Below are 24,360 nucleotides of genomic sequence, written 5' to 3'. Positions count from 1 at the left end.
CACCCGCTTCGATATGAAAAGGGCTGCATCACGCAGCCCTTTTCACAAACAACTTACTTCTTACGTGCGTACTTCAGTGAATCCAGCGCCACCGCGAAGATGATAATGCCGCCCTTGATGATGTACTGCCAGTAAGGGTTGACGCCGATATAGGTCAGGCCGTAGTTGATGACCGTAAAGATGATCACCCCGGTCACCACGCCTGCTACCGTACCCACGCCGCCGGCAAACGACACGCCGCCCACCACGCAGGCCGCAATCGCATCCAGCTCGTACATAAAGCCAAGGTTATTGGTGGCAGAACCGATACGGCCCGCTTCCAGCATCCCACCGAAGGCATAGAACACACCGGACAGGGCGTAGACCAGGATCAGGTTGAACGGGACGTTTACGCCAGAGACTTTCGCCGCTTCCGGGTTACCACCGATAGCAAAGATGTTTTTACCGAAGCGGGTTTTATTCCACAGTATCCACACCAGGAAGATGGCGATAATCGCGTAGAAGGTGATGTACGAGAGTTTAAAGTCGCCCAGGCGGATAAAGCCCTGCGCAAAGGTAGAGAACTTCTCGTCAAAACCTGCCACCGGCGACGCACCGACATAGTCGTAGTACAGCGAGTTAATGCCGTAAACGATAATCATCGTACCCAGCGTGGTGATAAACGGCGTTACCTTGAGGTAGGCGATAATCAGGCCGTTCACCAGGCCAATCAGCGCACCCACCGCGCAGACAATCAGAATAACCAGCGCAATCGGCATGGTTTCCATATGAGGAAACACCTTGTTGGCGTTATCCATCGATTGCAGCAGCGTTGCCGCCACCACTGCCGCCAGGCCAACCTGACGACCGGCAGACAGGTCGGTCCCCTGGGTAACGATCAGCCCCGCCACGCCCAGTGCAATAATGACGCGCACGGAGGACTGGGTAAGAATATTACTCAGGTTCATTAAACTTAAAAACGTCGGGTCCTGGATAATGATGACTGCCAGCAGAACCAGCAGCACCACGTAAATTCCGCCCTCTTTTAACCAGGTGAGCGCATTCTTTTTATTCACTGCATTCATAGTAACAGCCCTTACATCATTAAAGGTGCAACGATGCCAAACGCAATATTTCGTTTTGCGTGGTGTTTTTCGTTTCGACAATGCCTGCAACCAGGCCATTACTCATTACCAGTATCCGATCGGTGATGCCCAACAGCTCCGGCATTTCCGATGAGATAATAATGATTCCTTTTTCTTTCTTCGCCAGCTCGGCAATCAGCTGATAAATTTCAAACTTCGCGCCAACGTCAATACCGCGCGTCGGTTCATCCAGCATTAATATTTCCGGCTGAGTCAGCAACCAGCGGCCAATAATCACCTTCTGCTGATTACCGCCGGAAAGCGAACCGATTGACGTTTTATGACCCGGCGTTTTTACCCGCATGGAATCAATGACCCACTGGGTATCACTTTTCATCCGGCTGTTATCTAACAGGCCAATATTATTTTTATATTTACGGATATTCGAAATCAGCGAGTTAAAGCCAATATCCAGATAGGCGTAAATACCGGTTGAACGGCGCTCTTCAGTGACCAGCGCAAAGCCGTGGTTAATCGCTTCGTTGGCGCTGTTATTTTTGATCGGCTTGCCGTGCAGCTTAATGGTGCCCGCTGATTTTTCGCGGATGCCGAACAGCGTCTCGACGATATCGGTGCGTTTAGCCCCCACCAGCCCGGCAATACCCAGGATTTCGCCTTTGCGCAGGTCGAAGGAAACGTCGCGGATCGACGGCTGGCGCAGCGAAGTCAGGTTTCTCACTTCCAGAATGGTTTCCCCCGGTACGTTGTGCTTATCCGGGAAACGCTGGTTAAGCGAACGACCGACCATCATGGCGATAATCTTATCCATATCCAGCCCTTCCAGCGACTGGGTGGCAATCCACTGGCCGTCGCGCAGAATGGTGATCTCATCACACAGCTGGAAGATCTCTTCCATTTTGTGCGAGATATAGATAATGCCGCAGCCGCGATCCTTCAGTTTACGAATAATGGTAAACAGATGGTTGACTTCTTTTTCGGTCAGCGATGACGTTGGCTCATCCATAATAACGATTTTAGCGTTATAGGAGAAAGCCTTGGCGATTTCGATCATCTGCATCTGCGAAACGGAAAGTGTCACCACCTTATCGCGCGGATCGATATCAATATCCAGTTCGTCGAAGATCGCTTTTGTATCGCGATACATTTTTTCCTGATCGACGAAGAACCCTTTTTTTGGATAGCGGCCAAGCCACATATTATCCATGACGGTACGTTGCAGAACGAGGTTTAATTCCTGATGCACCATCGATACGCCGTTTTCCAGCGCCTCTTTGGAGCTTTTGAAATTAACTTCCTCCCCCTGAAAAATAATGCTCCCCGAGTCTTTACTGTAAATGCCAAAAAGGCATTTTAATAAGGTCGACTTACCGGCACCATTCTCCCCCATCAAGGCGTGAATTGAATGCGGACGGACTTTTAGATTCACATTATCAAGCGCTTTAACTCCCGGGAATGACTTATTTACATTCGTCATCTCGAGCAAAAATTCGCGCTGCGTTTGCACGTTATCACTGCCCATAATTCTACCTGGCTGAAAGGGTGACCTGATTCAACGCCTGGTGCGGAGCAGAGCGCTCCGCACCAGGTGATACTTATTTCGCGAACTGTGACAGATTGTCTTTATCTACAGGAACGTAAGCGACGCGAACCACTTTACCGTCCAGTTTGTAGTTGGTGCCTTCGGTGGCCGGTTTACCCTCTGCCAGGTTTTTCGCCATATCGAAGGTGGCTTTCGCCTGGTTATCCGCATCGTTCAGCACGGTACCGGCCATTGCACCGGATTTCACCAGCGCCAGCGCTTCCGGCAGTGCATCCACGCCGAATACCGGTACGGAAGACTTGTTGTGTGCCTTCAGGGCTTCAACGGCACCCATCGCCATCGCGTCGTTGTTAGCGATCACCACTTCGATTTTGTTGCCGTTCGGACCGGAGAGCCACGCATCCATCTTATCTTTCGCCTGAGCGGTATCCCACATCGCGGTATCCAGATGCAGCTGCTGGGTTTTCAGACCGTCTTTGTTCAGGGTATCGATCACGTATTTGGTACGCGCTTCGGCATCCGGGTGGCCCGGCTCGCCTTTCAGCAGCACGAACTGAATCTGGCCGTCTTTGTTCAGATCCCAGGCCGGGTTGGCCTTCCAGTGTTTTTCAATCAGCTCGCCCTGCTTAACGCCGGACTCTTTAGAGTCGGTACCGACATAATAGGCTTTGTCATAGCTGGCCAGTGCTTTCGCCGATGGCTCTTTGTTGAAGAACACTACCGGAATATCGTTGGCTTTAGCTTTGCTAATCACAACGTCAGCCGCCGCCGGGTCAACCAGGTTGATGGCCAGGGCCTTCACGCCTTTCGCTACCATGACGTCAACCTGGTCGTTCTGGGTTGACTGGCTGTTCTGGGAGTCATTCATCAACAGCTGAACGCCTGAGCTGTTTTTGGCTTCTTTCTCAATGGCCTTGCGCACCACCGACATAAAGTTGTCGTCATACTTGTAAATGGTCACGCCGATACGGGTATCAGCAGCGTGAGCAGCAGCGCCAAACATCATGCTGGCGACCAGGGCGGTGAGAGTGAAAACCTTCTTATTCATGGTATCTCCGGTTTTTTTGTAGGGTAGTACTCAACGCAATGCGGGCACAGCGTGCTCGCGTGGCGATCGATTCGTGGGCGGCGAAACAGAGTTGTTGCGCGGGCCGACTATGGCTAACACCAAACCCGACGTCCGTGTGCGGAAAGGCTTCCTGAATGCTGTATGTAAACACGTTTAGCAGTGCTGATTAACGACAGCGAGAAAGCCAGCCCTGTCGTTACATCATGTTTCAGCCCCTGCAGACGCTGCCATCATAGAGAAGGCCATGTTAATTAACTGTGAATTTACTCACAGATTGAAAACGGTTACACCAGCAAATCGCCTGAGTTAGTGACGGCCGACACACTTTGCCGCAGCGCCACCGAGTGACGGCGCACCAGCGTCGGCATAAAGCAGTGCTGGGCACTGTGATCCAGCTGCCCGGCCGCGCCTTTCAGCGCCAGCTCAGTAGCGAGTTTTGCCATGGAAACAATAGGATAGCGTACCGTACTGAGCTGAGGATCGGTGTAACGCGAGATGGGAATATCATCAAATCCAACGACGGAAAGCTGTAACGGCACGGCAATGCCGTTGTCTTTCAGCGCTGCCAGCGCACCGGCGGCCATGCTGTCGTTGTAGGCAAACACCGCGCTGAGCTGAAGATTACGCCCCAGCAGCTCTACCATGGCCGCTTCTCCGCCCTGTAAATCCGGCTCGCCGCAGGCAGACCAGCTCTCGGCAGGGGTAATCCCCTGCTCGTTCATCGCCTGCATCCAGCCGTGGCGGCGCTGATCGTCATCTTCAATCGGATGGGCAGAGCCAAGATAACCGATGCGCTGATGCCCGTGCTGTAACAGCATGCGGGTCGCCATCAGTGCACCGCTGACGTTGTCCAGGCACACGCAGCGATGGGCAAATCCGGGCACGATGCGGTTGATCAATACCATACCCGGCACCTGCTGCATCAGCGACGACAGCTCGTCATCACCCAACGCTTTTGCATGAACAATCAAGGCATTACAACGCTGGCGGATCAGCACTTCAATGGCGTGCCGCTCTTTATCCGCCTGATGATAGGAGTTGTTGATGAGTACATGTTTGTGCAGGCGCTGGGCAACGGTATCTACCGCTTTCACCAGCGCGCCAAAGAAGGGATCGGATACATCCATCACCACCACGCCGATGGTATCGCTAACCTGGCTGGCCAGCGCCTGCGCGTTGGCGTTGGGGCGGTAGCCCAGCTGCTCAACAATTTTTAACACGACGTCGCGGGTTTCCCCGGTAACCGCCGCGCTGTTATTTAACACGCGGGAGACGGTTGCCACGGAGACGCCCGCCTCACGGGCGACATCACGAATGGTAATCATGACCGATTACCGCAGAAGATAAGATTTTGCATAGCCCTTCCTGACCTTGACGCGTTTCTGCCGTCTATTTTGTCAGCCAGGCCGTTCCAGCTTCGTGAATTGCGTCACACGCCTGAAAACGGTTACATACAAACTTTTAACCTTTGTGATGCCTGTCATCTTCTCCCTGCGCTGGCAGCCCCAGCGACGTCAGTCGGCGCCAGAACCACTCCAGCGGCCCCTGACGGAACAGTCGCAGCCAGAAAAGAGAAAACAGCAGGTTAACCAGCCAGATAGCCGGGACAATCGCCAGCAGCTGTAGTCGGCTAAAGTGGTTAAACAGCGCAAAATGGTTGAACAGCGTGGTGCAAATCAGCGTCTGTAGCAGATAGTTGCTGAGCGCCATTCGACCGACGGCGCTGACCGCTTTGGTGATTGCGCGCCGCTGTAGCTGTGGCCAGTAGCCGAAACAGAGCGCGGCATAGCCCAGTGCCTGCAATGGCGCGCTGACTTCGCGCGGAACCTGTAAGAAAAAGCCCGACCAGCGGAAGCTCCAGCCGGTCATCCACTGCAGGGCAATCGACGGAATTTCAATTGCCACGCCGGTCAGCACCAGCAGCCAGCCCGTGCGGCGATAGTGCTGCACGCTGAACGTACCGCGCAGCCAGCCGCTGCGCATCAGTGCCGCGCCGCACATCATCAGGCCAGCCAGCTGCCAGCCGTACTGTGCGGCCAGCGCCATCAGCGCCGATCCCAGCATATCCAGCCGGTTGCGCAGCGCTTCCCAGCCACCGTGAGTGCGCCAGAAGGTTTCATATTGGATGTCTGCGGCACCGGGTAGCCACGAGCTGTTGGGATTTGGCCCGGAGGCCATTCCCAGCACCACCAGAATGGCGCTGCCGACCACATACAGCATCAGGCCGGTATTAAACAGCTGCCGCGTGCCGGGCACATCGCGGATCATTCGCCACACCACCAGCCCCACAAGGCCGTACGCCAGCAGAATATCCCCTTCCCAGAACAGCAGGCCGTGCAGCAGCCCGAAGATCACCAGCCACGAAAGCCGCGACTGTAGCCAGCGCTTACCGCGCGGCAGCAGCATCTGTAGCCCGGCACCGAACAGAATGGCAAACAGGGTCAGGAATTTAGCCTGCGCCAGCAGATCCATCGCCGACCAGACCCACAGCTCGGAAGCGGCAGGCATGCCGTGCCAGGCCGGATTAAGGTAGGCGGCTTTCGGTAAGGCAAAAGAGGTGATGTTCAGTAGCAGGATGCCAAGAATGGCGACCCCGCGGATAAAATCCAGCGTGGCAATACGGGTTACGGGTGCATTCATCCAGGGAGGTTCATCTCTTCCGGTCGCCCGGGCGTGGATCGACAACGGGCAGACCGGCAAAACCGGCCTGCCCCTACAGTGCAGGATGTCGCCTCAGGCTGTCAATCAGCTGTGACGTACCGCACGCAGGAACTCCTGCCGGGTATTCTGGCTGGACTTGAACAGCCCGCCCAGGGAGGTCGTGGTGGTGGCGCTGGTGGCATCGCGAATGCCGCGCGCCTTCACGCAGTAGTGCACCGCGTCGATGGACACCGCGACGTTGTTGGTGCCGAGCAGCGTTTGCAGCGCCACGAGGATCTGCTGCGTCAGTCGTTCCTGCACCTGTGGGCGCGAAGAGAAGAACTGCACGATGCGGTTGATCTTCGACAGGCCAATCACTTTATCTTTCGGGATATAGGCCACGGTTGCCTTACCGTCGATAATCACGAAGTGATGCTCGCAGGTGCTGGTCAGCGTGATATCACGCACCGTCACCATTTCATCAACCTTCATTTTATTTTCGATCACGGTAATTTTCGGGAAGTTGGCGTAATCCAGGCCGGAAAACACTTCATTCACGTACATTTTGGCAATACGCTGCGGGGTTTCGCGCAGGCTGTCATCGTCCAGATCGAGGTTCAGCAGCTGCATAATTTCGGTCATATGGCCGGCAATCAGCTGTCTGCGGGTTTCGTCATCCATTTCACGCACGGGAGCGCGTAGCGGGGTTTCCAGCCCACGAGCAAGCAGTGCTTCATGAACAAGTGCGGCTTCCTGACTCAACGTCGCCATGTGATTTTCTTCTCCAGCAGGTGACCAGCCGGGCGCAACGGGCCCGGCGAAATTTCTGAGGCGGTATTTTGTAATACAATCGGCGCGCGATCCAGTGAATCAATTTAATTGTCGATGAAACTGTTTCATTCAGCCGCCGCATCGCGTCGCCAGACCAGCACGGCGGCCACCAGCAGCGCCACCCCCGCCACGTACAGCGCCGGTTCCAGTCGCCCGACCAGTGCGGTGGATATCGCCGACAGCAGCGGCCCCACCAGCTGACCGAGGGCATAGCCGGTGGTCAGCAGCCCGGCCAGATAGCGGGTATGCCGCGGTGCCAGTTCGCGACCGTACTGCAGGGACAGCTGCACCACGCAGAGGAAACCGCCGCCGACCAGCACCGCGCCCAGCACCAGTCCCCCGATCCCCGGCAGCAGATCGGACGCGAATACGCCGACGGCCTGCAATACCAGTACGTACGCCAGCCGCCGGTTGCTGTAGCCGTAACGGCGGGTGAGAATCCCCGCGATAATGCCCACCACCGCCGCACCGCCGAACACCGGCCAGGCGAATTGGGCAAAGGCGCTGCCGGGAAAGCGTGCCGCCGCCATCTGCGACAGGAACGTCGCCGGCAGGATATAGCCGAACCCCGCCAGGCTGTAGCTCCAGACCAGTTTTTTCAGACCGGCGGTCAGCTTCAGCGGCTCCGGCGCGATGTCAGGACGATGCAGCTGGCCGCTGCGCGGCAGGTTGCGGGCAATCAGCAGAACCAGCAGCAGCGCCATCACGCCGTAGGCCAGCCAGGCCATGGCGGCACCAATCTGCCAGTGATGCAGCAGCACCGCCATCATTCCGCTGAGGAAAATTCCGGTGCCCGGCCCGGCAAACACCGCCGCGCTGAGCGCCGGGCGCCCGTAGTGATGCAGCTGTTCATTACTCCACGCGGCGATAAGAACCATCGCCCAGCCGCTGGCCCAGCCGATAAGAAAACGCACCACGCCGTGCCACCACGGCCCCGCGATGCAGGCGGAAAGCAGCGTCAGCGCCACCGCGCCCCAAATTCCCGCCTGAAGTCGCCACTCCACCCGCCGGGTGGCGCGCATTGCGTCCCAGGAGCCAAACAGATAGCCGAGGTAGTTTAAGGCGGCAACCACCCCGGCGCTGGTCAGCGACAGCTGGCGATCGTCTATCATTAAAGGAACCTGCGGGGTAAAGGCGAAACGCCCGATCCCCATTGCTACCACCAGCGCCAGAAACGCGCTGAATGCCACACGCACTGCCATTTTGTTCTCCCATGCCCGATTTTCATTGCCAGTAGTCTATGCGATCGGTAAACTCTCAAAAAGTGAATAATTCACACAAAGTTGCTTACGAAAAAAGAATATGGACCTGACCCAGCTTAAAATGTTCTGCGCCGTTGCCGACAGCGGCTCGGTTGTTCGCGCGGCGGAACAGCTTAACCGCGTACCCTCTAACCTCACCACTCGCCTGCGCCAGCTGGAAGAGGAACTCGGCACGGACCTGTTTATTCGCGAAAAGCAGCGCCTGCGGCTGTCTCCGATGGGGCATAACTTTCTCTGCTACGCGCAGCGCATTCTGGCACTCAGCGCCGAAGCGATGGCGATGGCCCACAGCGGTGAACCCGCCGGGCACTTTGCGCTGGGCTCGATGGAGAGCACCGCCGCCAGCCGCCTGCCCTCGCTGCTGGCTGAATTTCATCAGCGTTATAAAAACGTCACCCTGTCGCTGACCACCGGCACCTCCGGCGAAATCCTCGAGCAGGTACGCGCGGGCACGCTGGCCGCCGCCCTCTCCGACGGGCCGGTCAATATGGACGAGCTGAACAGCTGCGTGGCCTTTTCCGAACGGCTGGTGCTGATCTCCAGCCTTGAGCATCCGCCAATCGCCGGCCCGGCGGACGCAGCCGGGGCCACGCTGTTTACCTTTCGCCCCAGCTGCTCTTACCGCCAGCGTTTTGAAAACTGGTTTCTTGCCGACGGCGTGCAGCACGGACCGGTGATGGATATTCCCTCTTATCACGCGATGCTGGCCTGCGTCGCCAGCGGCGGCGGTATCGCCATGCTGCCGGAAGGCGTGCTGACGCTGCTGCCGGGCCATGAACGTGTGCGCCAGCATCCGCTGTCGGCGGAATTCCGCGATACCGACACGCGGCTGGTGTGGCGGCGTGATGCCTTCACGCCAAATGTTGAAGCGTTGAAGTACCTGATTATTGAACAGTTTGATAATAAGTCCAGCGACTGACCGGGCTTATCACCCTCTCTTAACCTTAAACACCCTGCTCACGACCGGAAACCGCCGGATCGGAGTAACTGACAGGAGCATAAAATGCAGATGATTAAAACACGTGCCGCCGTAGCCTGGGCCGCCGGTGAGCCGCTGAAGATTGAAGAACTGGATCTGATGCCGCCGCAGAAAGGCGAAGTGCTGGTGCGCATCACCGCCACCGGCGTGTGCCATACCGACGCCTATACCCTGTCGGGTAAAGATCCTGAGGGCGTGTTCCCGGCGGTGCTGGGCCACGAAGGCGGCGGTATTGTTGAAGCCGTGGGCGAAGGCGTGACCAGCGTTGCCGTGGGCGATCACGTGATCCCGCTGTACACGCCGGAATGCGGCAAATGTAAATTCTGTCTGTCCGGCAAGACCAACCTCTGCCAGGCGATCCGCGCCACCCAGGGTAAAGGTCTGATGCCGGACGGTACAACCCGCTTCTTTAAAGACGGTCAGCCTATCTTCCACTATATGGGCACCTCTACCTTCTCCGAGTACACCGTCGTGCCGGAAATCTCACTGGCTAAAATCAGCAAAGAAGCCCCGCTGGAAGAAGTCTGCCTGCTGGGCTGTGGCGTAACCACCGGTATGGGCGCCGTGCTGAACACCGCGAAGGTAAAAGAAGGCGACACCGTGGCGATCTTCGGCCTGGGCGGCATTGGCCTGTCGGCGATTATCGGTGCGAAGATGGCGAAAGCCGGTCGCATCATCGGCGTGGATATCAATACCAGCAAGTTCGATCTGGCCACCAAGCTGGGCGCTACCGATCTGATCAACCCGAAAGATTTCGATAAACCCATTCAGGAAGTGATCGTTGAGATGACCGACGGCGGCGTCGACTTCTCCTTTGAGTGCATCGGCAACGTTAACGTGATGCGTTCCGCGCTGGAGTGCTGCCACAAAGGCTGGGGCGAATCGGTGATTATCGGCGTGGCCGGTGCGGGCGAAGAAATTGCCACCCGTCCGTTCCAGCTGGTGACCGGCCGCGTTTGGCGCGGTTCCGCTTTCGGCGGTGTGAAGGGCCGCTCGCAGCTGCCGGGCATTGTCGATCGCTATATGAACGGCGAGTTCCAGCTGAACGACTTTATTACCCACACCATGCCGCTGGAAGACATCAACGAGGCGTTCGAGCTGATGCACTCCGGCAAATCGATCCGCTCCGTGGTGCACTTCAATAAATAATAGCCGGGCAACGGTAAGCTATAGTCAGAGACGGGCCTGCTCCGGCGGGCCTGATTCTGAACGACGACAGACAACATCAGGAGGATACATGCCATCCACTCTGGAGCTACTTGAAGAACACCGACTGTACGGCGGCTGGCAGCAGCGCTACCGCCATCTGTCCAGCAGCCTGAACTGCAGCATGACCTTCAGCATCTTCTTACCCGGCCCGAAAGACGGCACGCCGCCGCCGGTGGTCTGGTGCCTTGCCGGTTTAACCTGCACCGATGAAAACTTCAGCGTGAAGTCCGGCGCACAGCGCGTAGCGGCCGAGCTGGGTCTGGTACTGGTGATGCCGGATACCAGCCCGCGCGGCGAAGGCGTGGCCAACGATGAAGGTTACGACCTCGGCCAGGGGGCCGGTTTCTACCTTAACGCGACCGAAGCGCCGTGGTCGGCCAATTTTAAGATGTACGACTACATCAACAGCGAGCTACCCGCGCTGGTTGCCGGTAACTTCAGCGTCAGCGATCGTCAGGCGATTATGGGGCACTCGATGGGTGGCCACGGTGCACTGACCATTGCACTGCGCAACCCGGGCCGCTTCAGTTCGGCCTCCGCCTTTGCACCGATCGTCAATCCGCTGGAAGTGCCGTGGGGGCAGAAAGCCTTCCGTGCCTACCTGGGCGATGATGTGGAAAGCTGGAAGGAGTACGACAGCTGCTGGCTGATGCGCAACAGCGCTAACCAGTTACCGGTGCTGATCGATCAGGGAGACAGCGATCAGTTCCTTGCCGATCAGCTTCGGCCTGAACGCCTGGAAGAGATTGCCCGCGAGGTGGACTTCCCGCTGACCGTGCGCGTACAGCCGGGCTACGACCACAGCTACTTCTTTATCAGCAGCTTTATTGAGGACCATTTGCGCTTCCACGCAAAGTATTTGCTGGTGTAGTGGACAGTTTGGGGCCAGCGGCTTGCACCGCTGACCCCGGCGGGGATTAGAAGGAGTAATCTACCGCGGCAAAGTAACGACGACCGTCTTCGTTAAAGGTGTAGTCGTCGCGGTTCAGGTCTTTATCACCCAGGTTCATCACCCCGGCGCGCAGCTTGACCGCTTTGGTCGCCTGCCAGGCTCCCCCGGTATTCCACAGCACGTAACCGCCCGGCGTTGGGCCGTCTGCGGTCAGCGAACGGCGCTGGCCGGAGTAGTTAGCCTGCAGGAAGAATGACCAGTCCTGCAGCGGCTTCCAGTCCAGGGTACTGTTGGCGGTGTGCAGCGGCAGCTCCTGCAGCGGTTTATTGCCACCGCCGCTCAGGTTACGCCCGTCGGTGTAGGTGTAGTTCAGCGTCAGCTTCCACTGGTCGTTAAACGGCACTGTGACTTCGGTTTCCACACCGGTGATACGCGCCTTGTTGACGTTGTAGTAGCGGAAAGTCGGATTCCCGTTTTCATCCACGCCCACGTAGTTCGGGTAGCTCGGTGCCAGCGCGGCGTTGGCCGTCCGGGCAATATCGATCATATCGTCAACGTTATTCTGGAAGGCGGTCACGCTGCCGGTCACGCCCTCCAGCAGCCCTTCTTCCCCGGCGTAATACAGACCCAGCTCAAAGCTTTCGCTGGTTTCCGGCTTCAGCTCTTTGCTGCCGACAATGGTACAGCTGCCCCGGCAGGAACCGCTCTGCCAGTCCGGGCTCAGCTGCAGCAGTGAAGGTGCTTTAAAGGCGTTGGCCCAGCCGCCCTTCACGGTAATGGTATCCGTGGCGTTATACACCAGGTAGGCACGCGGGCTCCAGTGATCGCCGAAGGTCTGGTGATCGTCCATACGCACGCCGGTGGTCAGCGCCAGCGAATCAATAATCCGCCACTCGTCTTCCACAAACAGCGCGTACTGGCTGGCGGAGGTTTTCCCGCTGCCTTTCAGGGTGCCGCTGTCTTCCAGCTTATCGTGGCGCACTTCACCGCCGAAGGTCAGCATCTGGTTGATATCCGCCAGCGGCAGGACCAGTTTTCCGTCCAGCGAGTTATTTCTCGCTACCGCGTTACCGGCGCTGCTGTTGTAGTTTTCAACGCGATCGCCGTAGAAGCGCAGCTCGGTGTTGCCCCAGTCCCAGCGGCCGTTGTGGCCAAGAGAATAGTTCTGGCGCTCAATGCGGTTTTTATCCAGCGAGTCGGAATCACGGTCCTGGCGGTCGAAGCCGTAGCCGAGGCTGATATCCTGCTCTTTGGTCGGGGTCAGCGCGAATTCCACGTTGGTATTGCGGTTGGTGTAGCCCTCAATGCGCGGAGACAGGCCGTTAGCGCCCGTGTCGGACTGCTGCTGTTTGTCTTTTTCGCGCTTGCCAAGATTGCCGTACACCTTCACGCCCAGCAGATCGTCAATCAGCGGGCCGCTGGTGAAGAAACCGCCGTTATAGCTGTCACCGCGATCGCGGTGTTCCTGCACCGTGGTGTCGGCGCTTAGCGTACCGTGCCAGGCTTTACCGACTTTACGGGTAATGATGTTCACCACGCCACCCAGCGCATCGGAACCGTACAGCGAGGACATCGGCCCGCGAACCACTTCGATACGCTCAATGGCATCGGCCGGTATCCAGTTCAGGTCAAAGTCGTTGTGGCGGAAGGCAGCGTTACGCGAGTTCACGCGCTTGCCGTCGACCAGGATCAGCGTATAGCTGCTGTTGAGGCCGCGCAGACTGACGCCCTTGCGGTTATCGCCCTCGTTGGTCAGCTGTACGCCGGGAACGTCACGCAGCACGTCGCGCAGGTTCTGCACCGGACGGCGCTGAATATCTTCGGCGGTGATCACGCTGATACTGGCGGGTGCATCTTTCAGATTCACTTCGGTTGCCGAAGCGGTAACCACCATTTGCTGCTCACGTTGTTTCGCTTCTTCAACTTCAACGTCTTCAGCCAGCAGCGGGAAGGATAAAATAATAGCAGACGCGCAGAGGCCCCCGCGCATGACAGGGTTCAACCTAAACATAACTTTCTCCATGTATGCAATGCAGTAACAAATAAAAGGATGACGGCACAGGCCGTCACTGACTTCATTGGCGGAGTGTCTCCGCTCGATTTTCCGGTTATATTCCGGTTAATTGACGCTTGTCCTGCGCGGTAAATTACCGGGGCTGGACGGGCCCCGGCGCGCACTTGCCAGAACTAAAAAGAGGGTGCTTCAACTAATCCATCGATTAATACCTGCGGCGTTCCCAACGTACAGCGTTCAATTCGACCACGAACGCCGTACACGCGCGCAAGACTCTCCGGCGTAATCACGTCTTCCGGTAAACCATCAGCAATCAGTTCACCGTTTTGCAGCATCAACACGTGCTGGCCGTGGCGCAGGGCGATATTGATATCGTGGACCACCACGACGGTGACGATATTTCGCTTCTCCGTTTCGCGGCGCACCAGCTCCATCACATGGAACTGATAATTTAAATCCAGTGCGCTGAGCGGCTCATCAAGCAGCAGCAGGCCAGGGCGGCGGATCAGCGATTGTGCCAGGCCCACCAGCTGCTTCTGCCCGCCGGAAAGCTGGTCCAGATAGCTCATCGCCAGATGTGCAATGCCCAACTGCTCCAGCAGCTCCATCACTTCAGCTTCACTGGCCGCGCTGCTGCGCCCGCCGGAGGCCCGCTGGGCAACGATAATCGACTCCAGCACGTGCAGGTGCACCCCGGCAGGCAGCGACTGCGGCAGATACACTACGCGGCTGGCGCGCTGGGCAAACGGCAGCGTCATCAGCTCTTCACCGTTAAGCCACATTTCACCTTTCGCGCGGTTCAGGCCCGCCAGCGAACGCAGCAGCGTCGACTTACCGCAGCCGTTCGGCCCCAGCAGCACGGTAATTTTTCCGCGTGGCAAAAGAGGCACGTTGAGGTTGGTAATGATCTGGCGCTTTGGATAGCCGGCGTTGAAACCGCTGATTTTCAGTCCCTGCATCAGATATTCCCCCGATGGCGCAGAATAATACTCAGGAAGAACGGCACGCCGACCAGCGAGGTGACGATGCCAACCGGAATGATCACGCCGGGGATAATGTTCTTCGAGACGACGGAAGCCATCGACAGCACCAGCGCACCGGTCAGCGCACTGGCGGGTAGATAGAAGCGGTGATCTTCACCGAAAATCATGCGCGCGATATGCGGTGCCACCAGGCCGATAAAGCCGATTGGCCCGACGAAGGCCACCGACAGCGCGGAGAGAATACTGATACGCAGCAGGGTTGCCAGACGCAGGCGGCGCACGTCAATGCCGAAGCTGACTGCGCGATCTTCACCGAGGCGCAGCGCCGTCAGCTTCCACGAACTGAGCAACGACAGCGGCACCAGAATCAACAGCGCCAGGCACAGCACACCCAGCTTGTCCCATGAAGCGCGCGCCAGGCTGCCCATGGTCCAGAACACCAGCCCCTGCAGGGTGTCTTCGCTGGCGATAAACTGCATCATCGAGACCAGCGCGTTAAAGGTAAACACCAGCGCGATACCGAACAGCACCACGCCAGAGGTAGCGACTTTGGTCCAGCGGGTGACCGCATCCAGCATCAGTGCGGCAAACAGCGCGAAGACAAAGGCGTTGGCGGAAATGAACCACTGATCGGGAATGCCGGGAATACCAATGCCCAGCACAATCGCCAGCGCGGCACCAAAAGCGGCGGCGGAAGAAACGCCAAGGGTAAACGGACTGGCCAGCGGGTTATTGAGGATGGTCTGCATTTCGGCACCGGCCAGCCCCAGCGCAAGACCCACTACCACTGCCATCAGCGCATACGGCAGGCGGATATCCCAGACGATAACTCGGGTACCGGCATCGACGGATTCAGGGGAAAGCAGAGTTTGCCACAGCGCGTGCAGCGTCAGGCCGGACGGTCCAAGGGTAAAATCAAGGATTAATGAGGCAACAATCGCCAGAAACAGCACCCCCATCATCAGATAACGGTGCTTCAGTACCCGGTGATAGCGCCCCATTGCACTAACGGGTGGCGTTACTTCGGATAACTTTACGGGATCGTGGGTCACACTCATCTTCAATACCTGTTCGGGAAAGCCCCGGATCGTTCCCTGGCCGGGAGAAAGGCAAGATTGTAGAAATTATGGAGGGAAAAATAAAGCTAATGATAATACTTATCAATAATATTTGTACCCGCGCGTGGGAGATAAAAAAGGCGCGAAATTCGCGCCTTTGAAGATATTCAGCAATATCACTTATCTAATTTTGGAAATTCCATCTCGCTGTATTTCACAAACCGCGTCTTGCGCGTCAGCTTATAGCCGAACCAGATAATCAGGAACAGTGGAATCCCGATATAGGTTGCTGCCGCACCGTACCAGTCAATCTTATCGGCCAGGAACGCCTGATAGTTCTGGCCCAGAGTGATGATCAGGCACAGCACGAAGGCGAAAATCGGCCCCAGCGGGAAGAAACCGGAACGGTAAGGCAAGTCTGCCACATCGCGGCCCTGGGCGACGTAGCCCTTACGGAAGCGATAGTGGCTGATGGCAATTCCCAGCCAGGCGATAAACCCGGTCATCCCGGAGGTATTCAGCAGCCACAGATACACGGTCTGATTACCAAAGATTGAGGTCAGGAAGCACAGACCCGCAATCACGGTGGTCGCGTACAGCGCGTTACGCGGTACCCCCCCCTTCGACAGCTTGCTGAAAATGCGCGGCGCTTTGCCTTCACAGGCCAGCGCGTAGAGCATACGCGTGGAGGCGTACATGCCGGAGTTACCCGCCGACAGCACCGCCGTCAGGATCACCGCATTCATCACCGCCGCCGCCGACAGCAGGCCTGCATGCTGGAACACCAGAGTGAACGGGCTGACGCTGATATCTTTAACATCGTTGCGCAGCAAGCTTGGATCGGTGTACGGGATGATCAGGCTGATCACCAGAATCGCAAAGACGTAGAACAGCAGGATACGCCAGAACACCTGACGCACCGCACGCGGGATATTTTTACCCGGATCTTCAGATTCACCCGCAGCAATACCGATAAGTTCGGTTCCCTGGAAGGAGAAACCGACAATCATCGCCACGCCGATCATCGCCGCGAAGCCCCCGGCGAACGGCGCATCGCCAATCTGCCAGTTATGCCAGCCGGCGCTTTCGCCGCCGCGCAAAATGCCGACGATCATCGCAACGCCGACAATAATAAAGATAATTACGGTCGCGACTTTAATCAGCGAGAACCAGTATTCCGCCTCACCGAAGCCTTTCACCGAAATATAGTTAAGCAGGAAGATCACACAGAGGAATAAGGCACTCCAGATCCAACCCGGGGTGTCCGGGAACCACCAGCTCATCACCAGCTGCGAGGCCACCAGGTCAACGGCGATAGTCACCGCCCAGTTGTACCAGTAGTTCCAGCCAAGAGCGAATCCGAAGCCTTCTTCTACGTATTTTGCACCGTAGGTGGAGAATGAGCCGGATACCGGCATATACGCGGCAAGCTCACCAAGGCTGGTCATCAGGAAGTAGACCATCAGGCCAATCAGCGCGTAGGAAAGCAGCGCTCCGCCCGGTCCCGCCTGAGAGATGGTCGCACCTGAAGCGACGAAGAGACCGGTACCAATTGAACCGCCAATGGCGATCATCGTTAAGTGACGAGCTTTGAGTTCACGCCTTAACCCAGGCTGTTGTGTTGTTTTTATGTCATGATCCATGTTTAATCGCTGTGCTTTTCTAAAATGAGGCGCGATTGTAACAAACTACCGGGGAGCGTATAGCGATAACGCGACGTTATAAGTTAGCTTCATGATCGTCCGGCGATCATTAGAATAAGACGTGATGACAACGGCAACGCTGCGACGGTTTTCCCGCCGCACCAGCAATGACAACTACCTGTTACTCTTTGCAGTAGCTGAGAAAACGGCTCAGGGCTTTTGATACATGCTTCTGCCGGTGGCAGATCCGGTACAGGGTGCGTTTCAGCTTCGGCAGCGGCAGCGGGACTTCCACCAGCGTTCCCAGCTCCAGCTGTTCGGCAATGGTCCGGCGTGACAGACAGCTGATGCCCATTCCGTGCCGCACCGCGTTTTTTATTGCTTCGGAATTACCCAATTCTAGCGCCAGGTCGAACTGCGGCAGGTGGGAAAGCAGCAGATAGTCGACGATTTCGCGGGTCCCGGAGCCCTGTTCGCGTAAGATCCACGGTGCCGCCGCCAGGCTTTGCAGCGTCACCGGATGGCTCAGAATATCCGCACCCGGCGCAGCAAACACCACCAGCTCATCTTCCATCCACGGTTCGGTAATCAACTCGGGCATGTGGCATGGCCCCTCAATCAGCCCGATATCAACACGGAAATCAGCGACGTCATTGATCACCTCCTGGCTGTTCCCCACGCTAAGTTCAAGCGGCAATAATGGAAAATCACGACGGTAGTGGGCGATCATCCCCGGCAGCAGGTAGTTGCCGATGGTGCTGCTGGCGGCAATGCGCAGGGAGCCATTGTCTTCACGAAATAGCTGTTCGATCTCCTGCGCCTGCTCCAGCAGGCCAACCGCACGCGGATACAGCAGGCGTCCGTGCTCATTGATCACCAGCCGTTTGCCAACGCGATCGAAAAGCTTAACGTCAAGCTGGCCTTCAAGATCGGCCAGCGCGGCACTGACCGCGGACTGGGACAAGGCCAACACCAGAGAGGCCTGGGTTGTTGACCCGCTTTTGAGTACCTCGGTAAAGACTTCCAGCTGGCGTAAAGTGATGTGCATAATGCTTCCTTAATATAAAGATACAGCCTTGCAAAACGTGCCGCGATTCCAGCCCTCCGCCGACGCCGCTTAACACTAATAGTGGTTTATAATAAAAATATTATCAATTTCTCTTTTAAGCCGAATTCTTACATGATCGACGTGGCTTTTAAGGAGAAACCGATATGACCGACATGACTTACACCAAACCGCTCCCTGCTCCCGTTAAGTTTATACCCGGACTGGCGCTGGTGGCAGGGATTGCCACCCTGGCGATCGCCGCCGGGAGCAACCCGCAGCTTTCAGGACTGGGGCTGGGCGCACTGACGCTGGCTATTGTCTTCGGTATCCTTATCGGCAATACGGTTTATCCCTATATTACCCGGCCCTGTAACGATGGGGTGGCTTTCGCCAAACAAAAACTTTTGCGTGTGGGGATCGTTCTGTACGGTTTTCGTCTGACCTTCCAGCAAATTGCCGACGTAGGCATCAGCGGTATTGTGATTGATATGCTGGTTCTCAGCTCGACGTTTTTCCTTGCCTGCTGGCTGGGACGCAAAGTTTTTGATCTCGATCGCGAAACCGTCTGGCTTATCGGTGCGGGTAGCAGCATCTGCGGCGCGGCAGCGATTCTGGCAACCGAGCCGGTGGTAAAAGCCGATCCGGCCAAAGTCACCGTCGCCGTTGCCACCGTGGTCCTGTTCGGCACCCTGGCTATCTTTCTTTATCCTTTATTGTATCCGCTGGCAGAAGCACTGTTCCCGTCAGTTACCGCAGAAAGCTACGGCATTTTTATCGGCTCCACCCTGCATGAAGTGGCACAGGTTGTTGCCACCGGGCATACCCTCGGTACGCAGGCGGAAAATACGGCTGTGATTGCTAAAATGCTGCGGGTGATGATGCTGGCTCCCTTCCTGGTGCTCCTCAGCTGGCAGATCCGACGTCTGCGTCCCGCCTCTGACCACGGTATTCAGAAGCCAAAGGTGAGCTTTCCGTGGTTTGCCCTGTTGTTTATCGCTGTTGCCCTGTTCAATTCTTTGCATCTGCTACCGCAAGAGATGATCGGCACCATTAATCAGCTGGATAACGTGATGCTGGCTATGGCAATGGCTGCACTGGGCGTCACCACCCGCTTTGACCATTTGAAACGTGCCGGGCTGCGGCCGCTGCTGCTGGGCCTGCTGCTGTTTATCTGGCTGATTGTGGGCGGCGGTGCGATTAACCTGCTGGCCGACCATTTGATGGCATAATCTGGCCGCGTTTCCGGTTATCATAGCCGGGAATGACCCAGGCCATTAACAGGAGAACGGCATGAAATTTATCGGTGCTCACGTCAGCGCAGCGGGCGGCGTGGATCAGGCAGTTAAACGCGCCTTTGAACTGGAAGCAACTGCCTTTGCGCTGTTCACCAAAAATCAGCGCCAGTGGCGCGCGGCACCGCTGACGGACGAGGGGATTGCCGCCTTTCGCAGCGCCTGTGAGCAATACAATTACGGCCCCGGCCAGATCCTGCCACACGACAGCTATCTGATTAACCTTGGGCATCCGGTTGAGGAAGCCCTTGAAAAATCACGCGCCGCCTTCCTTGATGAAGTCACCCGCTGCCAGCAGCTGGGTCTGACGCTGCTGAATTTCCATCCCGGCAGCCATCTTCAACAGATTAGTGAAGACGAGTGTCTGAAGCGTATCGCAGAGTCGATCAATATCGTACTCGACCAGACCGAGGGTGTTACGGCGGTGATCGAAAACACCGCTGGCCAGGGCAGTAATCTTGGCTTCCGCTTTGAGCACCTGGCGGCGATTATCGATGGCGTGGAGGATAAGTCCCGCGTTGGCGTCTGCATCGATACCTGCCACGCTTTTGCCGGTGGTTACGATCTGCGTACCGAAGAAGAGTGCGTGAAAACCTTCGAGGAGTTTGAGCGGATTGTCGGCTTCCGCTACCTGCGAGGGATGCACCTGAACGATGCGAAGAGCGAGTTTAACAGCCGCGTTGACCGCCATCACAGCCTCGGCGAGGGTAATATCGGTAAGACGGTATTTAGCTGGCTGATGAAAGATGCGCGATTTGACGGTATTCCAATGATTCTGGAAACCATCGATCCGGAAATCTGGAAGGATGAAATTGCCTGGCTGAAGTCAGAGCAGAAGTAAAAACGCAGACGTAGAAGTCAGACGTAAAAAAACGGCCCCGCAGTAGCGAGGCCGTTTTGCTATCGAGGCGAGGCGTATTACCCGGCCCGACTGGAAATTACGCTTTCGCCGTTTCCACTTCCGGGCGCTTCAGCACCGCGTAAGCCAGACCTGCCACCAGCGTACCGACGATAATCGCCATCAGGTAACCCAGTACCGGAGTGATTGCACCCGGGATCAGCAGAACAAACAGACCGCCGTGCGGTGCCATCAGTTTGGCACCAATCGCCATGGAGATAGCGCCGGTTACCGCGCCACCCACGATACAGCATGGCAGTACGCGCATCGGATCGCGGGCCGCAAACGGAATCGCACCTTCAGAGATAAAGCACAGACCCAGAACCAGCGCAGCTTTGCCGCCTTCCTGCTGACCTTTGTTGAACTTTTTACGTGCAACAATCGTCGCCAGACCCATCGCCAGCGGTGGCACCATACCGGCAGCCATAATCGCCGCCATCGGTCCGTAGGTTGAAGAACTGAGCAGACCCACACCGAATGCGTAAGCCACTTTGTTCACCGGGCCACCCATATCAGTACACATCATGCCGCCCAGAACCGCACCCAGCAGTACAGCGTTCGCCGTACCCATGTTAGCCAGCCAGGTAGTCAGGCCAGACATGATACCGGCAACCGGTTTGCCCACCACGTAGATCATCAGCAGACCGGTGATCAGACTGGCGACCAGCGGAATAATCAGAATCGGCTTCAGTGCTTCCATACTGGTTGGCAGCTTCACCTTCTGACTGAGGAACTTCGCCGCATAACCGGCAATGAAACCAGCAATAATACCGCCGAGGAAGCCTGCGTTGATGCTGGTGGCGATCATACCGCCAATCAGACCCGGAGTCAGACCCGGACGGTCAGCAATGGAGAAGGCGATAAAGCCTGCCAGTACCGGCACCATCAGCGCAAATGCGCTGCCGCCACCAATCTGCATCAGTGCCGCAGCCAGCGTGCCCTGCTCTTTAAACGCGGTGATACCGAACGCGAACGACAGCGCGATGCTCAGACCACCGGCAACCACCATCGGCAGCATGTAAGACACGCCGGTCAGCAGGTGACGGTAAGCCCCGGTTTTCTCTTTCTTGTCTTCACTCTGGGATGAAGCCTGACCGCCCTGCGGCTGATAAGGCTTGGCTTCCGCCACGGCTTTATCCAGCTCCTGCGCGGTTTTCTTCAGCGCCAGACCAGTAGAGGTACGATACATTGGCTTGCCGGCAAACTTGGCCAGGTCCACTTCGATGTCCGCCGCAACGATAACCAGATCGGCCGCCGCGACCTCTTCCGGAGTGATGGCATTGCCTGCACCAACGGAACCACGGGTTTCAACCTTCACCCACCAGCCGCGTTTTTTCGCTTCGGTGTCGATGGCTTCCGCCGCCATAAAGGTGTGTGCTACGCCGGTCGGGCAGGCGGTCACCGCTACAATACGTTTCGGGCCAGCGGCAGGCGCAGCCGCTTTCGCTACGGAAACCGGTGCCTGGTATAGCTGGGCATCGGTCTGCGCTTTCGCCAGCACGTCGGCAGGCTGGCGCAGCAGCTGTTCGATATCCGCCAGATAAATAGCTTTACCGTTCAGCGTGCTGTCGGCCGGAATATTTTTACCGGCAACAATGACCTGGTCTGCTTCTGCCGGGTTATCGGTCAGCGTCAGTCCGGCACTTGCCGCAGCGGCGGTAGTGATGTTTTTTGCCAGATAGCCCGTTGCCAGCCCCAGCGAAGAATCTATGATCAGCAGCGTTTTCATTATGCGTCTCCTGCTGTTAATTATGGAAAGGTTGTAGGTCGACACGCGCCATCATTGCGGCCAACTGGGTACGATCGGTAACGCCCACATTGCTCTGGCTGACGGCCATTGCCGCCACGGCGGTTGCAAGACGCAGAGTGTGCTCGCTGGATTCGCGCATCAGCAGGCCGTAGATCAGCCCGCCAACCATTGAATCACCGGCACCCACGGTGCTGACAACTTCACAGGCAGGTGGTTTTGCAATCCATTCGCCTGAAGCATTCACCCACAGCGCCCCTTCGGCACCGAGTGAGATCACCACGTGAGCAATACCCTGCTCGCGCAGCAAATGTGCTGCTTCAATCACATCTTGTAATGTCGGTAACTTGCGGCCAGCCCAGATTTCCAGCTCGCGGCGGTTAGGTTTAACCAGCCACGGCGCGGCTTTCAGACCGGCAACCAGCGCCTCGCGGCTGCTATCGAAGATGATGCACGGGCAGTGAGTGCGTAACGTGGTCATCCACTCGGTGAAGGCTTCAGGATCGACGCCCGCAGGCAGGCTGCCGCTGACGCAGACCATGTCGAACTGGCCCAGCCAGGTCAGAGAATCCGCGGTGAAGCGATCCCAGTCCTGTCCGGTGACTTCAAAACCGGAGAAGTTCAGGTCGGTAACATCGCCGCCCTTCTCGGTCAGCTTGACGTTAATACGGGTGCGGCCTTCAACCACCTGGAAGCGGTTGGCTATGCCGAGGTCGCTGAACAGATGCTGGAAGCCGTCCTGGTTTTCTTTGCCGAGGAAGCCGCCGACGGTCACGTCGATGCCCAGATCTTTCAGCACCTTAGCAACGTTAATCCCTTTACCGGCCGCGTGCAGCCCGGTGGTTTTCACCAGGTTTACTTCACCGCGTTCGATTTCTGGGGTGTAACCCACCAGATCGTAAGCCGGGTTCAGGGTAATAGTGGCAACGCGTCTGCTCATGCTGCCCCCTCGCCCAGACCGGCGGCGATGGCTTCACCAATCGCGTCCAGCGCGGCGCGCGCATCTTCACCGCTGGCGGTAAAGCGCAGGCGATGGCCTTTTTTCACGCCCAGCGCCACAACCTTCATCAGGCTGCGGCCGTTAGCCGGTTTGCCGCTGCCGTCGAGGTTGGTGACGGTTACGTCGCAGTTGAACTGCTTGATTACGCTGACCAGCGCGGTGCCCGGGCGGGCATGCAGGCCATGTTCGTTACGAATGGTGAACTCTTCGGTCAGCACGTCAGCCTGTTCGGACACTTCGCTGGTCAGCAGCGCGAGGATACCCGCCGCATCAGCCTTCAGCAGACGTTCAGCTTTCCGGGCAATCAGCAGATCGCTCAGGTAGTTCAGCACGGTCAGCGGCTGGTCGTCGGCGACGGCCACGGTGATCAGCAACGAAGCGCTTTCACCATTGACGTCGATCGGTGCAGCGGCACGGCTGACGGCCACGCCGCTACCCAGGTTACCGGTGGTGCTATCGCTGAGCCAGATGCCCTGCCCCAGATTCAGCGGCTTCGCGCCGATGACGCTGCTCACGAAGGACGCATCAACCGCGCCAGCCTGCTGCAGACGACCGGCGTTCAGCGCCTGAAGCGTCATCAGATCGCTGGCGGCCACGTCGCTGGCAATCAGCGAGGTATCGAATTTGAACTCAGCGCCCTGCTTTTCGCCCATCAGCAGGCTGCGCAGCGTTTCCGCTGAATCGGTGGTTTTCAGCTGTTCAGCCACGCTGTCATCACTCAGGACGTGAGTCAGCTGACGCAGCAGCGCAAGGTGCTCATCTGATTTGGCGGCGATACCGATGACCACGTAGGCAGTCTGATCGTCGCCCCAGGCAATGCCCTGCGGGAACTGGAACACCTGCACGCCGGTTTTCAGGACCAGATCGCGTGTATCGGTGGTGCCGTGCGGGATGGCAATACCGTTACCCAGGTAAGTAGAGGTCTGCTGCTCACGGGCCAGCATACCGTTAACGTAGCCTTCGCCCACGTTACCGGCAGCGGTCAGCGCTGCGGCAACCTGACGAATGGCATCTTGTTTGTCGGACGCCTGCGCACCGGGCTTAATGGCGTTGAGTTCTAACTGGAACATGGTTCTCCTCGCTGCTGAATTTGAATCGTTTCAGCTAATTTGAGAAAAAAAGCGCTATCCCTGAGCAAAAAACCTGCGGAGACAACGCTGAAACGTTTCA

At 57.2% G+C, this 24,360-nt stretch carries 20 protein-coding genes; 5 read left to right on the top strand and 15 right to left on the bottom strand.

Annotated elements, in window-relative coordinates; genetic code table 11:
• Positions 1-53: 53 nt before the first annotated feature.
• The 7 genes from mglC to IBT47_RS15670 form a co-directional block, all read right to left on the bottom strand.
• Complete coding sequence (gene mglC / locus IBT47_RS15700; protein WP_105591354.1) at positions 54-1,064, bottom strand: galactose/methyl galactoside ABC transporter permease MglC; 1,011 nt, start codon at positions 1,062-1,064, stop codon at positions 54-56.
• A gap of 19 nt (positions 1,065-1,083) precedes the next feature.
• A complete protein-coding gene (gene mglA / locus IBT47_RS15695) occupies positions 1,084-2,604 on the bottom strand; it encodes a galactose/methyl galactoside ABC transporter ATP-binding protein MglA (RefSeq protein ID WP_105591353.1) in 1,521 nt (506 codons plus the stop codon).
• Positions 2,605-2,677: 73 nt separating this feature from the next.
• Positions 2,678-3,673, bottom strand: coding sequence for a galactose/glucose ABC transporter substrate-binding protein MglB (mglB, locus tag IBT47_RS15690; RefSeq protein WP_105591352.1), 996 nt, complete (start codon positions 3,671-3,673; stop codon positions 2,678-2,680).
• Between the two features lie 305 nt (positions 3,674-3,978).
• The gene (gene galS / locus IBT47_RS15685) at positions 3,979-5,019 is read right to left on the bottom strand and encodes an HTH-type transcriptional regulator GalS (protein WP_105591351.1); all 1,041 of its coding nucleotides are present in this window, start codon (positions 5,017-5,019) and stop codon (positions 3,979-3,981) included.
• A gap of 136 nt (positions 5,020-5,155) precedes the next feature.
• Positions 5,156-6,334 carry a DUF418 domain-containing protein YeiB gene (gene yeiB, locus IBT47_RS15680; protein WP_200561318.1) on the bottom strand — a complete coding sequence of 393 codons (1,179 nt, stop codon included), beginning with the start codon at positions 6,332-6,334 and terminating at the stop codon, positions 5,156-5,158.
• A gap of 105 nt (positions 6,335-6,439) precedes the next feature.
• Positions 6,440-7,105 (bottom strand): GTP cyclohydrolase I FolE, encoded by a 666-nt coding sequence (gene folE / locus IBT47_RS15675; protein ID WP_105591349.1) that lies wholly within the window; start codon positions 7,103-7,105, stop codon positions 6,440-6,442.
• A 125-nt stretch (positions 7,106-7,230) separates the two neighbouring features.
• Positions 7,231-8,367: a YbfB/YjiJ family MFS transporter gene (locus IBT47_RS15670; RefSeq protein ID WP_200561316.1), complete on the bottom strand. Its 1,137-nt coding sequence runs from the start codon at positions 8,365-8,367 to the stop codon at positions 7,231-7,233.
• Between the two features lie 100 nt (positions 8,368-8,467).
• On the opposite strand from IBT47_RS15670, the gene IBT47_RS15665 reads away from it, so the two are divergent.
• From IBT47_RS15665 to fghA, 3 genes are all read left to right on the top strand, one after another.
• A complete protein-coding gene (locus IBT47_RS15665; RefSeq protein ID WP_200561314.1) occupies positions 8,468-9,346 on the top strand; it encodes a LysR family transcriptional regulator in 879 nt (292 codons plus the stop codon).
• A gap of 84 nt (positions 9,347-9,430) precedes the next feature.
• Entirely contained in the window at positions 9,431-10,555 is a 1,125-nt protein-coding gene (locus tag IBT47_RS15660) for an S-(hydroxymethyl)glutathione dehydrogenase/class III alcohol dehydrogenase (RefSeq protein ID WP_105591346.1), read from the top strand.
• Between the two features lie 88 nt (positions 10,556-10,643).
• The gene (gene fghA, locus IBT47_RS15655; RefSeq protein ID WP_200561312.1) at positions 10,644-11,486 is read left to right on the top strand and encodes an S-formylglutathione hydrolase; all 843 of its coding nucleotides are present in this window, start codon (positions 10,644-10,646) and stop codon (positions 11,484-11,486) included.
• 46 nt (positions 11,487-11,532) lie between these two features.
• On the opposite strand, the gene cirA is transcribed toward fghA, so the two are convergent.
• From cirA to yieE, 5 genes are all read right to left on the bottom strand, one after another.
• A complete protein-coding gene (gene cirA / locus IBT47_RS15650; RefSeq protein WP_200561310.1) occupies positions 11,533-13,518 on the bottom strand; it encodes a catecholate siderophore receptor CirA in 1,986 nt (661 codons plus the stop codon).
• A 176-nt stretch (positions 13,519-13,694) separates the two neighbouring features.
• Positions 13,695-14,480, bottom strand: coding sequence for an ABC transporter ATP-binding protein (locus IBT47_RS15645; protein ID WP_172606542.1), 786 nt, complete (start codon positions 14,478-14,480; stop codon positions 13,695-13,697).
• Positions 14,480-15,562, bottom strand: a complete 1,083-nt coding sequence (locus IBT47_RS15640; RefSeq protein ID WP_200561308.1) for an iron ABC transporter permease — start codon at positions 15,560-15,562, stop codon at positions 14,480-14,482. The genes IBT47_RS15645 and IBT47_RS15640 overlap by 1 nt, the downstream gene beginning before the upstream one ends.
• Before the next feature lie 176 nt (positions 15,563-15,738).
• On the bottom strand, positions 15,739-17,205 hold the full coding sequence (locus IBT47_RS15635; RefSeq protein WP_200561306.1) for an amino acid permease: 1,467 nt from the start codon (positions 17,203-17,205) through the stop codon (positions 15,739-15,741).
• Between the two features lie 181 nt (positions 17,206-17,386).
• Complete coding sequence (gene yieE, locus IBT47_RS15630; protein ID WP_200546211.1) at positions 17,387-18,253, bottom strand: DNA-binding transcriptional regulator YeiE; 867 nt, start codon at positions 18,251-18,253, stop codon at positions 17,387-17,389.
• 164 nt (positions 18,254-18,417) lie between these two features.
• On the opposite strand from yieE, the gene IBT47_RS15625 reads away from it, so the two are divergent.
• Positions 18,418-19,482, top strand: a complete 1,065-nt coding sequence (locus IBT47_RS15625; protein ID WP_200561304.1) for a YeiH family putative sulfate export transporter — start codon at positions 18,418-18,420, stop codon at positions 19,480-19,482.
• A 61-nt stretch (positions 19,483-19,543) separates the two neighbouring features.
• Positions 19,544-20,386, top strand: coding sequence for a deoxyribonuclease IV (gene nfo, locus IBT47_RS15620; RefSeq protein WP_200561302.1), 843 nt, complete (start codon positions 19,544-19,546; stop codon positions 20,384-20,386).
• Positions 20,387-20,483: 97 nt separating this feature from the next.
• On the opposite strand, the gene fruA is transcribed toward nfo, so the two are convergent.
• From fruA to fruB, 3 genes are read right to left on the bottom strand one after another with little or no spacing between them, the layout of a single operon-like run.
• Entirely contained in the window at positions 20,484-22,172 is a 1,689-nt protein-coding gene (fruA, locus tag IBT47_RS15615; protein WP_200561300.1) for a PTS fructose transporter subunit IIBC, read from the bottom strand.
• A 16-nt stretch (positions 22,173-22,188) separates the two neighbouring features.
• A complete protein-coding gene (gene fruK / locus IBT47_RS15610; protein WP_105591336.1) occupies positions 22,189-23,130 on the bottom strand; it encodes a 1-phosphofructokinase in 942 nt (313 codons plus the stop codon).
• On the bottom strand, positions 23,127-24,260 hold the full coding sequence (gene fruB, locus IBT47_RS15605; protein WP_200561297.1) for a fused PTS fructose transporter subunit IIA/HPr protein: 1,134 nt from the start codon (positions 24,258-24,260) through the stop codon (positions 23,127-23,129). Before fruB ends, fruK begins: the two co-directional genes overlap by 4 nt.
• Positions 24,261-24,360: the final 100 nt, after the last annotated feature.

This window comes from Erwinia sp. S43 (assembly GCF_016624745.1).
In the GTDB taxonomy this organism is placed as follows: domain Bacteria; phylum Pseudomonadota; class Gammaproteobacteria; order Enterobacterales; family Enterobacteriaceae; genus Erwinia; species Erwinia coffeiphila.
Note: the sequence above shows the minus strand (reverse complement) of the source record. Positions and strands in the feature narration are given on the sequence as shown.